Source organism: Pseudomonas sp. HMSC057H01, from assembly GCF_001836405.1.
Taxonomy (GTDB): Bacteria; Pseudomonadota; Gammaproteobacteria; order Pseudomonadales; family Pseudomonadaceae; genus Pseudomonas; species Pseudomonas aeruginosa.
On sequence record NZ_KV828508.1, the window covers coordinates 48156 to 62463 of the forward strand.

A 14308-nucleotide genomic window follows, 5' to 3' on the forward strand; every position below is an offset into this window, starting at 1 on the left:
GGCGGATAACGCCGCTGGCGTTATTCGCCCTACCGTCCGCAGCACAGCCCCAGCCTCGGCAGAGCGCCCGCCCGGCACCGTCGATCAAACCGTGGCGTAGGGCGAATAACCGCATCGCGGTTATCCGCCGGTTGTGCAGGGCAGCGGCCCTTGCCCGGATTTTGGGCAGCGTGCACCAGCAGGCGACAAATCGGCATCAATCGCTGGCGGAAAAGCCAGCTCCGTCATTTTTCCGCAATCGACTTCCCACAAACCCCTGGGATGCTGCCAAGCCCTTGACCCACGGGCCTCCAGAGGCATTCATCACCAGCTCGCCCACAGACTTATCCACAACCCTTCAGGAAAGCGAGCGCGCCGCCAGCGTCTCATGAGAATTGGCACAGCCCCTGCATTGGAGCAGATAACGAAGATTTCGGGGGCCTCGGTACAGGCAGGCTGGGGAATCCCCTCTTTTATGCCCGGCGGCAGCGCAGCGATCCGCGCCTCCGCCCTCCCGTTTGGGGACCTCGGTACAGGCAGGCTGAGAATTCCCCCTTTTATTCCCGGCCGTCGCGCTCCTGCAGTTCGACGACCAGGCGCCAGCCCTCGCCGTCCTCCGACCACTGCCAGCGCCCCTGCAAGGGGCGGGTCGAGACCAGGCTCAACAGCAGCGCCTTTCCCTCCTCGCGGACGCGCCAGCGCAACGGCTGGCCCAGCCATCGCCCGTCTCCCTGCTGCGCCGCGCCCTGGGCGACGATGCGCAACGTCAGGGCACCCTCCACCCGTGCCGCCGTAACCGCAGCCTGGCGATCGAAGCGCAGGACCAGGCCCTGCTCGCTCTCCCCGACCGCCAGCAGTTGCGGCGCAGACATCGGCAGCGAAGCGGGGCCGAACAACCTGCCGAGCATCAGCCCGAACAACAACCCGGCAAGCACCAGCGCACCCCAGACTTTCCAGCGCTGGCGCCGCAGATCGTCGATGGCGGAGGTAGAATGCCGCCCGTTATCTGCTCCGGAGCCCTGCATGTTCCACGTCATCCTGTTTCAACCGGAGATTCCTCCGAATACCGGCAACATTATCAGGCTCTGCGCCAACGCCGGATGCAGTCTGCACCTGATCGAGCCGCTCGGTTTCGAACTGGACGACAAGCGCTTGCGCCGTGCCGGCCTCGACTACCACGAATACGCCAGCGTACGCCGCTACCCGGATCTGCAGAGCTGCCTCGAGGCCCTCGGCCAGTCACGCCTATTCGCCTTCACCACCAAGGGGTCGCGGGCCTTCCACGAAGTGGCCTACCAGCGCGGCGATGCCTTCCTCTTCGGCCCGGAAAGCCGCGGACTGCCGGAGGACGTGCGCAACGCCCTGCCAACCGATCGGCGCCTGCGCCTGCCGATGCGCGAAGGCTGCCGTAGCCTGAACCTGTCCAACACGGTGGCGGTGACCGTCTACGAAGCCTGGCGCCAGCTCGGCTTCGCCATGGACTGAGCCGGCCGGCAGGCATGAAAAAGCCCGCGCAAGGCGGGCTTCTTCGCAAGCGCTGGGCTTACTGGACCGACGGCGTCGGGATCTCGCCGGAGGCCTGCATGCGGGCGATTTCCTGGGCGTAGAGGGCGTCGAAGTTCACCGGCGACAGCATCAGCGCCGGGAACGAACCGCGTACCACCAGGTTGTCCAGGGCTTCGCGAGCGTACGGGAAGAGGATGTTCGGGCAGAACGCGCCGAGGGTATGGCTCATGCTCGACGGATCGAGGTTCTTGATCAGGAAGATGCCGGCCTGCTGCACTTCGGCGATGAAGGCAGTGGTGTCCTCGCCGTTCTTCACGGTCACCGATACGGTCAGGACCACTTCGTAGAAGTCGCCGTCCAGCTGCTTCTGGCGAGTGTTCAGGTCCAGGCTGATGGACGGGTTCCATTCCTGGCGGAAGATTTCCGGGGACTTCGGCGACTCGAACGACAGGTCGCGCAGGTAGATGCGCTGCAGGGAGAACTGGGGTTGCTGCTCGTCGGCAGCGCCGTTGGTAGCTTGCTCGGTCATTTTCGGGCCTTCCCTTGGGTCAATTCATGAATGGTTTCAGGCAGACAGCAGCGCGTCCAGCTTGCCGGCGCGCTCCAGTGCATGAAGGTCGTCGCAGCCGCCGACATGGGTCTCGCCGATCCAGATCTGCGGCACGGTGGTCGATCCCGCCTTGCGTGCCAGCTCGGCGCGCAGTTCGGGCTTGCCGTCGCAGGCGATCTCCTGGAAGTCCACGCCCTTGCGTTGCAGCAACTGCTTGGCGCGGATGCAGTACGGACACCAGGCGGTGGTGTAGATCACGACGGGCGGCATGTCACTTCACCAGCGGCAGGTTGTCGCCGCGCCAGCTGCCGATCCCGCCGGACAGCTTGGCGGCGTTGAAGCCGGCCTTCTTCAGGACGCCGCCCCAGGTACCGGAGTGCTGGCCCATGGCGTCGACCAGGATGATGGTCTTGCCCTTGTACTTTTCCAGCTCGGTCATGCGGCTGTTCAGCTTGTCGGCCGGGATGTTCAGCGCGTCGACGATGTGCCCGCTGGCGAACTCCTTGGCCGGACGGATATCCAGGACCACCGCCTGGTCGGCATTGACCAGCGCGGTCAGCTCGCGGGTCGACAGGCTCTTGCCGCCCTTGCGCAGCTCGTGCAGCAACAGCAGGACCAGCAGGACCAGCAGCGCCGCGACCAGCAGGTAGTGGTTGGTGGCGAACTCGATCAGACGGGAAACGAATTGCATGGTGACGGATATCCAGGGCGTAAAAATGCCGGCCAGTATACAGACCGCGCCGGCCAGGGGGGAACCCGCCGGGCGGCGCCCCGCTCGGCTCCAGGAAATGGCGTCGCGGGAAACTTCACGGTTAGAATGCCGGTCCTTTTCTGTGAAGCTGGCCAGTTCCGGCCCGGGCACGGCTCGGGCAGGACAGAGGGAGCGAGGATAGCGGCATTCGGTTGCGGATCGGCGTCATCGGTTTAATCAATCAGCCTCTTCCTACGTCTTGAACGACAATGTTCCCACTAAATTTGGTCAGTTTCTGAACCCCGCGGAAATAGAGCCGGACATATGACTGCCACGCCCAAACCCCTGGTCCTGATCATCCTGGACGGCTTCGGCCACAGCGAAAGCCCTGACTACAACGCCATCTACGCCGCGAAGAAGCCGGTCTGGGATCGCCTCCTGGCGACCCAGCCGCACGGCCTGATCTCCGGCTCCGGCATGGACGTCGGCCTGCCCGACGGCCAGATGGGCAACTCCGAGGTCGGCCACATGAACCTCGGCGCAGGCCGCGTGGTGTACCAGGACTTCACCCGCGTCACCAAGGCCATCCGCGACGGCGAATTCTTCGAAAACCCGGTGATCGCCGCGGCGGTCGACAAGGCCGTCGCCGCCGACAAGGCGGTGCACATCCTCGGCCTGCTCTCTCCGGGCGGCGTACACAGCCATGAAGACCACCTGGTGGCGATGGCGCAGATGGCCGCCAGGCGCGGCGCCGGCAAGATCTACCTGCATGCCTTCCTGGATGGCCGCGATACCCCGCCGAAAAGCGCGCAACCGTCGCTGGAGCGTCTCGACGCCACCTTCGCCGGGCTCGGCAAGGGCCGCATCGCCTCGATCATCGGCCGCTATTTCGCGATGGACCGCGACAACCGCTGGGACCGCGTCCAGGCCGCCTATGAACTGATCGTCGACGGCAAGGCCGAGTTCACCGCCGACTCCTCGGTGGCAGCCCTCGAGGCCGCCTACGCCCGCGGCGAGAGCGACGAATTCGTCAAGGCCACCGCGGTGGTCCCGGCCGGCGCCGAAGCGGTGCGGGTCGAGGATGGCGACGCGGTGATCTTCATGAACTTCCGCGCCGACCGCGCCCGCGAACTGAGCCGCGCCTTCGTCGAGCCGGCATTCAAGGAATTCCCCCGCGAGCAGGCCCCGCAGCTGGCAGGCTTCGTCATGCTGACCCAGTACGCGGCGAGCATCCCGGCGCCCTGCGCCTTCCCGCCGGAGCCGCTGACCAACGTCCTCGGCGAATACCTGGCCAAGCATGGCAAGACCCAGCTGCGCATCGCCGAGACCGAGAAGTACGCCCACGTGACCTTCTTCTTCTCCGGCGGCCGCGAGGAACCCTACGAAGGCGAGGAGCGCATCCTGATCCCCTCGCCGAAGGTCGCCACCTACGACCTGCAGCCCGAGATGAGCGCGCCGGAAGTCACCGACCGTATCGTCGAGGCCATCGAGCAACAACGCTACGATGTGATCGTGGTCAACTACGCCAACGGCGACATGGTCGGCCACACCGGCGTGTTCGAGGCCGCGGTCAAGGCCGTGGAGTGCCTGGACACCTGCATGGGGCGCATCGTCGAGGCGCTGGACAAGGTCGGCGGCGAAGCCCTGATCACCGCCGACCACGGCAATGTCGAGCAGATGGAAGACGAGTCCACCGGCCAGGCGCACACCGCGCACACCTGCGAACCGGTGCCCTTCGTCTACGTCGGCAAGCGCAAGCTGAGCATCCGCGAAGGCGGCGTGCTGGCCGACGTGGCGCCGACCATGCTGACCCTCATGGGGCTGGAGCAGCCGGCGGAAATGACCGGTCGCAGCATCGTCACCCTCGGCTGATCCGCGAACGACGAACTCCCGCGCAGGGCGGATAACCGCGTCGCGGTTATCCGCCGCTTCTGCAGGCCATCGACGGAGAACGCCTGCGACGTTATCCGCCGTAGCGGGCCGGGCGCCGCGCCCCGTTTCCACGACGTCACCTTCCCCGCTTTAACGCTGCCGATCGGCCGACAGGCCTGGCCACGCGACCTCGAGACGTGTGCCGCGGTTTTCATTTTCCGCGTCTTCCCCCCTGCCTCCCGCTACGTCGCCGAGGCCCGTGCTAGCCTTGCCCGCGCTGTCTTTTCCATCTGCCCTACAAGGATTTCCGCCGATGTGGTTCCTCCTCGCCACCTCGCTCCTCGCCCTGTCCTTCCAGCGCCTGCTGGCTCTCGCCTTGCTGCTCGCGACCTGCTGCCTCGCCTTCTACGACGGAGTTCTCGCTCCGCCTGCGGTCGCCGCCCTGGCTGTACTGGGCGTCCTCGCCCTGTTGCGCCGGCGCCTGGCGGCACGCCGCGCCTGGGCCCTGGGCCTGGAGCTGCTGCTGGTCGCCGGCGCGGTGGGCCTGTTCCTGCACCTGCTACCCGGCTTCGCCAACCCCAGGGTCCTGGACAAGGCGGTGGTCGGCCCGCAGAGCCTGCCGTTCACCATGTACTTCAACTTCGACAAGGCACTGGTGCCGTTCCTGCTACTGGCCTGCCTGCCGAGCCTGTTCCGCGACGAAGCCCGCGCTCCCGGCCGCCCCTGGCACTGGCTGCTGCTCGTGGCGGCGGTGCCGGCGCTGCTTCTGCTGGCTGTCGGCGTCGGCCTGCTGCGGCCGGAACTCCACGCGCCGGCCTGGCTCTGGCAGTTCGTCCTGGCCAACCTGTTCTTCGTTTCCCTTGCCGAGGAAGCGCTGTTCCGCGGCTACCTGCAGCAACGCCTGGGCCAATGGCTGGGCCCCTGGCCCGCCCTGGCGCTGGCCTCGGCGCTGTTCGGCCTGGCGCACTTCGCCGGCGGCCCGCTGCTGATGCTGTTCGCCGGCCTCGCCGGGCTGATCTACGGGTTGGCCTGGCTGTGGAGCGGCCGCCTGTGGGTGGCGACGCTGTTCCACTTCGGGCTGAACCTGACGCATCTGCTGCTGTTCACCTACCCGCTCTACAGACCCGCCTGATGCCCGTGACCTTCGTCGTCGACGACATCCGCCGCTGCCATCCGGCTGAAATACGTGGAAGCGCCCCACAGCGCGCGGTGCGGGGCGTTTTTTTTAACGGCGGCCACGGGCATACTAGGCCGGTCCAATTCCCAGGTGCCCGCCACCCCATGCTCCGCCTCCTTCCTCTCCTGCTATCCCTCGCCTGTCTCGCTCCGGCCTTCGCCGACGAGCGCGCCGACACCCAACGCCAGCTGGAACAGACGCAGAAGGACATCGGCGAGCTGAAGAAGCTGCTGGACGGCATCCAGCAGGAAAAGAGCGGCGTGCAGAAGCAGCTGAAGTCCACCGAGACCGAGATGGGCGACCTGGAAAAACAGATCAAGGCCCTGCAGGACGAGCTGGACAAGAGCGAAGCCGAGCTGAAACGGCTGGATGGGGAGAAAAAAAAACTCCAGGACGCGCGCATTGAGCAACAGCGCCTCCTCGCCATCCAGGCCCGCGCTGCCTACCAGAGCGGACGCGAGGAATACCTGAAGCTGCTGCTGAACCAGGAACACCCGGAAAAATTCAGCCGTACCCTCACCTACTACGACTACATCAACAAAGCCCGTCTCGAACAGCTCGCCAGCTTCAACGAAACCCTCCGCCAGTTGGCCAACGTCGAGCAGGACATCTCTGCGCAGAAAGCCGAACAACTGAGCAAGCAAGGCGAGCTGGACAGCCGCCGCGAGGCGCTGGCAGCGACCCGCAAGGAGCGCCAGCAAGCCCTGGCCAAGCTGAACAGCGACTACCGCGAACGCGACCAGAAGCTCAAGTCCCGCCAACAGGACCAGGCCGAGCTGGCCAAGGTACTGCGGACCATCGAGGAAACCCTGGCCCGCCAGGCCCGCGAAGCCGCCGCCGCGGCGGAGCGCGAGCGCCAGCGCGCGCTGGCCGCCGAACGCGAGCGTGCGCGCCAGCAGCAGGCCGCCCCCGGACGAGTCACCAGCCCGCCGCGCGAACCTGCGCCGGGCCCGCTGGTCTCAAGCACTGGCGCGGTCTACGGCGGCGCGTTCGGCTCGGCCCGCGGCAAGCTGCCGTGGCCGGTGAATGGCCGCGTCGTGGCGCGCTTCGGCAGCCAGCGCGGCGACGATCCGCGGGCGAAATGGGACGGCGTACTGATTTCGGCGAGCGCCGGCAGCACCGTCCGCGCGGTGCACGGCGGACGCGTGGTATTCGCCGACTGGTTGCGCGGAGCCGGCCTGTTGGTCATCCTCGACCACGGTGGCGGCTACCTCAGCCTTTATGGCCATAATCAAAGCCTGCTGAAAGACGCCGGCGACACCGTGAAGGCCGGCGACCCGATCGCCACCGTTGGAACCAGCGGCGGCCAGAGTAGCCCGGCCGTGTACTTCGCCATTCGCCATCAGGGCCGCCCGGCGGACCCTACTACCTGGTGCCGCGCGCAGGGATAGGCGCCGAACTCGTGATTAGGAGCTGAACATGCTGCATTGCTTCCGTCCCACCACCCTGGCGCTGGCCCTGCTGCTCGGCGCGGGCGCGGCCCAGGCTGCCGACGCCCCGGCCGACGCCGCGCCACTGGCCAACGGTAGCAGTGCCCCGCTGCCCCTCGACGAGCTGCGTACCTTCGCCGAGGTTCTCGACCGGGTGAAGGCCGCCTATGTCGAGCCAGTGGACGACAAGACCCTGCTGGAGAACGCCATCAAGGGCATGCTCAGCAACCTCGACCCGCACTCCGCCTACCTCGGCCCGGAGGACTTCGCCGAGCTGCAGGAAAGCACCAGCGGCGAGTTCGGCGGCCTGGGCATCGAGGTCGGCAGCGAAGACGGCTTCATCAAGGTGGTCTCGCCGATCGACGACACCCCCGCGGCCCGCGCCGGCATCCAGCCCGGCGACCTGATCGTGCAGATCGATGGCAAGCCGACCAAGGGCCAGTCGATGACCGAAGCGGTCGACAGCATGCGCGGCAAGGCCGGCTCCCCGATCACCCTGACCATCGTCCGCGATGGCGGCAGACCGTTCGACGTCGAACTCAAGCGCGCCATCATCAAGGTCAAGAGCGTCAAGAGCCAGGTCCTCGAACCCGGCTACGCCTACCTGCGCATCACCCAGTTCCAGGTCAACACCGGCGAGGAAGTGGTCAAGGCGCTGAACCAGCTGCGCAAGGACAACAAGGGCCGTCTCAAGGGCCTGGTCCTGGACCTGCGCAACAACCCCGGCGGCGTGCTGCAGTCCGCCGTCGAGGTAGCCGACGCCTTCCTCACCAAGGGCCTGATCGTCTACACCAAGGGCCGCATCGCCAACTCCGAGCTGCGCTTCAGCGCCGACCCGGCCGATCCCAGCGACAAAGTTCCGCTGGTGGTACTGATCAACGGTGGCAGCGCCTCGGCGGCGGAAATCGTCGCCGGTGCCCTGCAGGACCAGAAGCGCGCGATCCTGATGGGCACCGACAGCTTCGGCAAGGGCTCGGTGCAGACCGTGCTGCCGCTGAACAACGACCGCGCCCTGAAGCTCACCACCGCGCTCTACTACACCCCCAACGGGCGCTCCATCCAGGCCCAGGGCATCGTTCCGGACATCGAGGTCGGACGCGCCAAGGTGACCCAGGAGCGGAGCAGCTTCGAGGGCTTCAAGGAAGCCGACCTGCAGGGCCACCTGGCCAACGGCAACGGCGGCGCCGACCGCCCCACCGGCAAGCGTGCCGCGCCGAGCGAGCGCCCGCAGGATTCCGACTACCAGCTCAGCCAGGCCCTTAGCCTGCTGAAAGGCCTGAGCGTCACCCGCGGCAACTGATGTCGGCGTTCCGCGTTGTCCTGCTGGGCCTGTGCCTGCTGTTCAACCAGGCCCAGGCCCGCCAGGACCCCGTCCCCTACCAGCGCCCGCCGCTGCTGACCGTGGTCATCGACGACCTCGGGCAGAACCTGGCACGCGACCGCCGGGTCCTCGACCTGCCCCCCGGCGTAACCCTGGCAATCATCCCGGAAACCCCGCATGCCGCCGAACTGGCCCGCGAGGCGCACCAGCGCGGGCGCACGGTGATCCTGCACATGCCGATGGACCCGGCCGGCGGTCCCTACGCCTGGCGGCCGGAGCTGACCCAGGAAGAGCGTGCGCGGCGGCTGGACGCGGCGCTGGCCAAGGTGCCGTTCGTGCAGGGCCTGAACAACCACGAGGGCAGCCGCATGACCGCGGTGCGCCCGGCGATGGCCTGGCTCGCCGAGGAACTCCAGCGTCGCGGCCTGTACCTGGTCGACAGCCGCACCAGCGCCGCCACCGTGGCCGCCAGCGAGGCGCAGCGGATCGGCCTGGCGAGCGTCTCGCGCGATGTGTTCCTCGACAACGAAGCCACACCGGAAGCGGTCTCCGCACAACTGCAGGCCGGCATCGCCCTGGCCCGCAAGCAGGGTTCGGCGTTGCTCATCGGCCACCCGCACAAGGCCACCCTCGACGTGCTGGCGCGGGAGCTGCCGAAGCTGCGCGCCCAGGGCATCGAGCTGGTACCGCCGCAGATGCTCATCGGCGAGCGCGGCAACCGCAACGTCAACCCACGCCAGGCGCCGCACTGAACCCGGGTTTACCGGCGTCGCGGCAGCGGTTAAGGTGACGCCCTCGTCATTCCTGCACGGACGCACCGATGGCCCGCCCTTCCCCTCCCATGCCCCTGCTCGCCGCCGCCCTGCTGGTCGCTGGCGCGATTCCCCTCGGTTTCATCTGGATCCTCACCAGCGCCAAGTTCGAGATAGGCGGCGCCAGCCCCGGCGAGAGCACCGTCGGCAAGGTCGAGAACATCGACCAGCGCGCCATGGAGCAATTCTGCACCGGCGTGCGGGCGACGCCCGCCGGCACCTGGCTGGTAGGCCGGCGCGAGGTCGGCCGCGACGAGCAGGCACTGCCCGAGGGCGTCATCGACCTGGACCTGGTGGCGGCCGCCCAGCCCAGGGAAGAAGAGTCCGAACCCCACCTCTTCAACTTCCTCAACGGCATGCTGCTATCCGGCGGCGATCCGGAAACCACCTATGTCTCGCGCCTGGGCGCGGACGGCGTGTTCCACGAAGTGGCGCGGCTCGGCGAGACCGCCTGCCTGGAAGTCACGCCGGACGGTTCCAGCGTCTTCCTGCTCACCGGCCTGCGGCGCCCGGGCAAGGACAACGGTCAGCGCGAGCAGACAGTGGTGCTGCGCAGCGACGACCAGGGCAAGAGCTGGCGGCGGCTCGAGGAAGGCTTCATGGCCGAGGCGAATCGACTGGGCTGGGCTCTCGCACCGCGCTTCCACGGCAAGGACGAAGTCTGGGTCTGGGGTGATTTCGAATACGGCGGTGCCGATGGCGGCCGGGAACCCGGTCAGCCGAGCGGGCTGTTCTATTCGCCCGACCGCGGCGCCAGCGTCGAGTCGATCGCCACCTCCGCGCCGCTGCTGGTCGACCTCGCCTACGCCCGCGAGTTGGCACCGAACGGCGTCAGCTGGGGCGACTACAACGGCAAGCACGGGCAGATCAAGGCACACGTCGCCCAACTGGACGCGGAGCGCGCCGCGATCTGGGTAAGCCAGACCTTCCGCTATGGCCCGCCCGAAGGGCGCTACCTGACCAGCTCGGTATTGGTCACCACCCAGGCCGAACTGCGCCGCGAGGGCGGACGCTGGCAGATGGGCGCGATCCGGCGCACCGACGGCGTGGCCGTCGAGCGCCTGGAACAGAACACGGACGGTCGGGTGATCGCAGTGCTCGACCACCCGGACGAATCGCGCTCGCTGATCGCCGAGCTCGATCGCGACGCGCTCGAATGGAAGATCACCGGCAAGCTGCCCAGCCCGTTCTGGCCCCTGCCGTCCAGTTCCGGGCTGCGCGAGTTCTACATGGGCAGGAATGTGCTGCTGGCCAACACCATGAACCACTACGAAGTGCCGCTGTGGCTGTATCCCGACGAAGAGCCGGCGAGCGTCTCCGCCAACGCGGTGTACTACTCGGACGACTGGGGATCATCCTGGCGCCGCCTGGACATCGCCGGCTACCTCGGCGTGCTCGGTTTCGACGAGGCGCACGACCGGGTGTTCTGGGCCCGCGGCAACTGGTACGACAGCCGCGACCTCGGCGTCCAGGCCTACGACCTGGACTGAGCGCCCCCTCGCCGCGCCGACGGAGGGGCGCCCGCCAGGTTCAGAGGTAGTTGGCGACGGCTTCGTCGACGAAGCCTTCCTGGCGCATCTGCTCCAGGGCCTTTTGCAGGCGCTCCACCACCTCGTCCGGAGTGTCCTTGTTCAACGCCAGGTAGAGCTTGGCCTCGTTGAAACGCAGCACCGTCTGCAGGCCGGACACGCCTTCCTGCTTGGCCAGGTAGCGCCCGACCGGATCGGTGGTGGCCCACAGGTCGATCTGCCCGCCGGTAAGCTTCTTCACGTTTTCCTGGTCGCGCAGGGCGTTGATCACCGGGATGCCCTGGGCTTCCAGGTGCTGGCTGACCGCGTCGTTCTTGTAGGCGCCGAGCTTGTAGCGGGCGGCGTCCTTGAGATTCTTCACGGCGATCTTGCTGCCGGCCGGCGCCAGCAACACCCAACTGGTGTCGGCCAGCGGGCCGACCCACTTGAACTGCGGCACCCGCTCGGGGGTGTAGGTCATGGAGAACAACCCGTAGCCGGGCTTGTCCAGGGTCAACCGGTACAGGCGGTCCCAGGGGAAGCGCAGGCTCAGGGAATAGCCGATGCCGGCGCGCCTGAACATCTCCCGGACGATGTCGGCACTGATGCCGTCGATGCCATCGTCGCGGGCGAAGTTCTTGTCGTCCACCGCCATGTTGAAGGGCGGGAAGTTCTCGGTCAGCAGCACCACCTTGTAGTCGGCGGGCAATTCGGCACGGGCCGCGGAGGCCCCCAGCAATACCCCCAGGATCAGGGTCTGGATCAGGACTTTCAGCATGGTCACACCGCTCGCTTGGTTATCGTTATTGGCTAGCGGCATCCCTGCGTCAGGACGAAATACCTGGCTCGTCGGCCTTCCATGGCATTGCCGGCGGGGCCGGCAAAGGCGTTTCCCCGCCCGGCCCCCTGTTGGCCGGACGGAGCGAATCAGAGATAGCTGTTGAGGATGTCCTCGACGAAGCCTTCCTTGCGCATGCCGTCCAGGGCTGCCTGGAGCTTCTGCACCACTTCGTCGGGAGTCTCGCGGTTGAGCGCCAGGTACAGCTGGTCGCTGTTGAAGCGCAGCACCGTCTTCAGGCCGGTCACGCCTTCCTGCTTGGCCAGGTAGCGCCCGGCAGGATCGCCGCTGGCCCAGAGGTCGATCTGGCCCTTGACCAGCTTCTGCGCGTTTTCCTGGTCGCGTAGCGCCAGGTCGGCCTCGAAACCGTTCTTGCCGAGGAACTCGGCGATGGCATCGCCCTTGTAGGCGCCGATCCGGTATTTCTTCGCCTCGTCCAGGCTGCCCAGGGTGATCGGGCTGTCGCCCTTGGCCAGCAGCACCCAGTCGTCCGGGCCGATCGGACCGACCCACTTGAACTTGTCCTCGCGCTCGGCCAGGCGGGCGGTGACGAACACCCCGTAGCCGGGCTTCTCCAGCGCCAGCTTGTAGATGCGGTCCCAGGGGAAACGCAGGGTCAGGCTGTACTTGATGCCGGCGCGCTTGAACATCTCGCGGACGATATCCACGGCGATGCCGTCGATGTTGTCTTCCTGGGCGAAGTTCTTGCCGTTGATCGCCATGTTGTACGGCGGGAAGTTCTCCGTGAGCAGGACCATGCTGTAGTCGGGATCGGTTTCGGCGCGCGCGCCGCCGACCAACAGCAGGGTTGCGAGCAGCGCGAAGAGCAGGCTTCTTTGCATTGTTGTCATCCTGTCAGGGGCCTGGAGCGAGGCAGAGTAACCAGCGCCGCGCCGCCAGGCCAGCCTTTTGCCAGCATCGCCGGCGAGGCGTCAGTAGCGCTCGCGGATCTGCTTCAACAAGCCTTCGCTGCGCAGCGCGTCGACCGCCGTTTGCAACTTCTGCACCAGCTCGTCCGGGGTATCCTTGTTCAGCGCCAGGAACAGCTCGGCGGTATGGAAACGCTGGACCACCTTCACTTCCTTGAGGCCCTCGCGCTGGGCGACGTAGCGCCCGCTCGGATCGGCGGTGACCCAGAGATCGATCTGCCCGCTGGCCAGCTTGTCGACGTTCTCGTTGTCGCGCAGCGCCAGTTGCACCTGCAGGCCGCGGTCGACCAGGTGCTGGCTGATGGCGTCGTTCTTGTAGCCGCCGATGCGATAGCGCGCGGCGTCTTCCAGGCTGTTCAGGTGGATGCTGCTGTCGCCGCGGGCCATCAGTACCCAGTCGTTGACCGCCAGCGGGCCGACCCACTTGAACTTGTCCTCGCGCTCCGGCGTACGGGCGGTGGAAAACACGCCATAGCCGGGCTCGCTCAGCGCCTGCTGGTAGACCCGGTCCCAGGGGAAACGCAGGATCAGCTGGCACTCGATCTGCGCGCGCTCGCAGGCGGCGCGCACGGTATCGGTGCTGATGCCGCTGATGCCATCGTTCTTGGCGTAGTTGCCGCCGTTCACCGCCATGTTGAACGGCACCAGGTTCTCGGTCAGCAGGACCAGGGTTTCGGCGCGCGCCAGGGCGCTAGCGCATAGCAGGGCCAGGCTGCCGACGCAGCCGAGAGCCAGACGGAAGATGGACATGGAGGACTCCCTGTCGGTCGCAATGTTTGTCGTTATGGCAGGGCATCGGCGCTCTAGCGGCACCTGATGCGGGGGGCGTGACTGTACCTGAAAGAAAGCCGCGCGAGTGTCGACTCGCGCTCAGGAATGGCTAGCCGATCACCGGCCCTGTGCGCTGCGGCGCAACGTGCCTCAGCGCACCACGATACCGCGGCTGGCGAGGTAGGCCTTGGCTTCCGGCACGGTGTACTCGCCGAAGTGGAAGATGCTCGCCGCGAGCACCGCGTCGGCCTTGCCCTCGAGGATGCCGGCGGCCAGGTGCTCCAGGTTGCCGACGCCGCCGGAAGCAATCACCGGTACGTTCACCGCCTCGCTGATGGCGCGGGTCACGCCCAGGTCGTAACCGCTCTTCACGCCGTCCTGGTCCATGCTGGTCAGGAGAATCTCGCCGGCGCCCAGGTCTTCCATCTTCTTCGCCCAGAGCACGGCATCCAGCCCGGTGGGCTTGCGCCCGCCATGGGTGAAGATTTCCCAGCGCGGCGCCTCGCCCGGGGCGGAAACCTTCTTCGCATCGATGGCGACCACGATGCACTGCGAGCCGAAGCGGTCGGCGGCCTCGCCGACGAACTCGGGGTTGAACACCGCGGCGGTGTTGATCGAGACCTTGTCCGCGCCGGCATTCAACAGGTTGCGGATGTCCTGCACGCTGCGTACGCCGCCGCCCACGGTCAGCGGAATGAACACCTGACTGGCCATGCGCTCGACGGTATGCAGGGTGGTGTCGCGCCCGTCGACGCTGGCGGTGATGTCGAGGAAGGTGATCTCGTCGGCACCCTGCTCATCGTAGCGGCGGGCGATCTCGACCGGATCGCCGGCGTCGCGGATGTTCTCGAACTTGACGCCCTTGACCACTCGGCCATTGTCCACGTCGAGGCAGGGGATGATGCGTTTTGCCAGTGCCATGCG

15 protein-coding genes are annotated in these 14308 nt (G+C 67.0%); 7 read left to right on the forward strand and 8 right to left on the reverse strand.

The window, feature by feature from the left end:
• Nucleotides 1–536 precede the first annotated feature (536 nt).
• Nucleotides 537–1004 carry a hypothetical protein gene (locus tag HMPREF2581_RS22145; RefSeq protein WP_003141847.1) on the reverse strand — a complete coding sequence of 156 codons (468 nt, stop codon included), beginning with the start codon at nucleotides 1002–1004 and terminating at the stop codon, nucleotides 537–539.
• Here HMPREF2581_RS22145 and trmL point away from each other — a divergent pair.
• Nucleotides 1003–1464, forward strand: coding sequence for a tRNA (uridine(34)/cytosine(34)/5-carboxymethylaminomethyluridine(34)-2'-O)-methyltransferase TrmL (trmL, locus tag HMPREF2581_RS22150; RefSeq protein ID WP_003141848.1), 462 nt, complete (start codon nucleotides 1003–1005; stop codon nucleotides 1462–1464). The genes HMPREF2581_RS22145 and trmL overlap by 2 nt on opposite strands.
• A 58-nt stretch (nucleotides 1465–1522) precedes the next feature.
• Here the strand turns inward: trmL and secB are convergent, their stop codons facing one another.
• Genes secB through HMPREF2581_RS22165 form a run of 3 tightly spaced genes read right to left on the reverse strand, consistent with a single transcriptional unit; the run spans nucleotide 1523 to nucleotide 2726 of the window.
• Nucleotides 1523–2014: a protein-export chaperone SecB gene (gene secB, locus HMPREF2581_RS22155; RefSeq protein ID WP_003096050.1), complete on the reverse strand. Its 492-nt coding sequence runs from the start codon at nucleotides 2012–2014 to the stop codon at nucleotides 1523–1525.
• A gap of 36 nt (nucleotides 2015–2050) precedes the next feature.
• Nucleotides 2051–2305 (reverse strand): glutaredoxin 3, encoded by a 255-nt coding sequence (grxC, locus tag HMPREF2581_RS22160; RefSeq protein ID WP_003096057.1) that lies wholly within the window; start codon nucleotides 2303–2305, stop codon nucleotides 2051–2053.
• A 1-nt stretch (nucleotide 2306) separates the two neighbouring features.
• Nucleotides 2307–2726: a rhodanese-like domain-containing protein gene (locus tag HMPREF2581_RS22165; protein WP_003096058.1), complete on the reverse strand. Its 420-nt coding sequence runs from the start codon at nucleotides 2724–2726 to the stop codon at nucleotides 2307–2309.
• Nucleotides 2727–3050: 324 nt separating this feature from the next.
• On the opposite strand from HMPREF2581_RS22165, the gene gpmI reads away from it, so the two are divergent.
• From gpmI to HMPREF2581_RS22195, 6 genes are all read left to right on the forward strand, one after another.
• Nucleotides 3051–4598 carry a 2,3-bisphosphoglycerate-independent phosphoglycerate mutase gene (gene gpmI, locus HMPREF2581_RS22170; RefSeq protein WP_004365494.1) on the forward strand — a complete coding sequence of 516 codons (1548 nt, stop codon included), beginning with the start codon at nucleotides 3051–3053 and terminating at the stop codon, nucleotides 4596–4598.
• A gap of 313 nt (nucleotides 4599–4911) precedes the next feature.
• Nucleotides 4912–5730 carry a CPBP family intramembrane glutamic endopeptidase gene (locus HMPREF2581_RS22175; protein WP_004365496.1) on the forward strand — a complete coding sequence of 273 codons (819 nt, stop codon included), beginning with the start codon at nucleotides 4912–4914 and terminating at the stop codon, nucleotides 5728–5730.
• A gap of 149 nt (nucleotides 5731–5879) precedes the next feature.
• Complete coding sequence (locus HMPREF2581_RS22180) at nucleotides 5880–7166, forward strand: murein hydrolase activator EnvC family protein (RefSeq protein ID WP_003123645.1); 1287 nt, start codon at nucleotides 5880–5882, stop codon at nucleotides 7164–7166.
• A gap of 28 nt (nucleotides 7167–7194) precedes the next feature.
• Complete coding sequence (gene cptA / locus HMPREF2581_RS22185) at nucleotides 7195–8505, forward strand: proteolytic complex protein CptA (RefSeq protein WP_003096067.1); 1311 nt, start codon at nucleotides 7195–7197, stop codon at nucleotides 8503–8505.
• Nucleotides 8505–9278 (forward strand): divergent polysaccharide deacetylase family protein, encoded by a 774-nt coding sequence (locus HMPREF2581_RS22190; protein WP_003141876.1) that lies wholly within the window; start codon nucleotides 8505–8507, stop codon nucleotides 9276–9278. The genes cptA and HMPREF2581_RS22190 overlap by 1 nt, the downstream gene beginning before the upstream one ends.
• Nucleotides 9279–9346: 68 nt before the next feature.
• Complete coding sequence (locus HMPREF2581_RS22195) at nucleotides 9347–10828, forward strand: hypothetical protein (RefSeq protein WP_003141877.1); 1482 nt, start codon at nucleotides 9347–9349, stop codon at nucleotides 10826–10828.
• Nucleotides 10829–10868: 40 nt separating this feature from the next.
• On the opposite strand, the gene HMPREF2581_RS22200 is transcribed toward HMPREF2581_RS22195, so the two are convergent.
• The 4 genes from HMPREF2581_RS22200 to hisF form a co-directional block, all read right to left on the reverse strand.
• Nucleotides 10869–11624 carry a substrate-binding periplasmic protein gene (locus tag HMPREF2581_RS22200; protein ID WP_003096075.1) on the reverse strand — a complete coding sequence of 252 codons (756 nt, stop codon included), beginning with the start codon at nucleotides 11622–11624 and terminating at the stop codon, nucleotides 10869–10871.
• A 149-nt stretch (nucleotides 11625–11773) separates the two neighbouring features.
• The gene (locus tag HMPREF2581_RS22205; RefSeq protein ID WP_003106330.1) at nucleotides 11774–12526 is read right to left on the reverse strand and encodes a substrate-binding periplasmic protein; all 753 of its coding nucleotides are present in this window, start codon (nucleotides 12524–12526) and stop codon (nucleotides 11774–11776) included.
• Between the two features lie 90 nt (nucleotides 12527–12616).
• The gene (locus tag HMPREF2581_RS22210; protein WP_003111636.1) at nucleotides 12617–13363 is read right to left on the reverse strand and encodes a substrate-binding periplasmic protein; all 747 of its coding nucleotides are present in this window, start codon (nucleotides 13361–13363) and stop codon (nucleotides 12617–12619) included.
• Nucleotides 13364–13534: 171 nt separating this feature from the next.
• Nucleotides 13535–14305 carry an imidazole glycerol phosphate synthase subunit HisF gene (hisF, locus tag HMPREF2581_RS22215; protein WP_003106334.1) on the reverse strand — a complete coding sequence of 257 codons (771 nt, stop codon included), beginning with the start codon at nucleotides 14303–14305 and terminating at the stop codon, nucleotides 13535–13537.
• Nucleotides 14306–14308 lie beyond the last annotated feature (3 nt).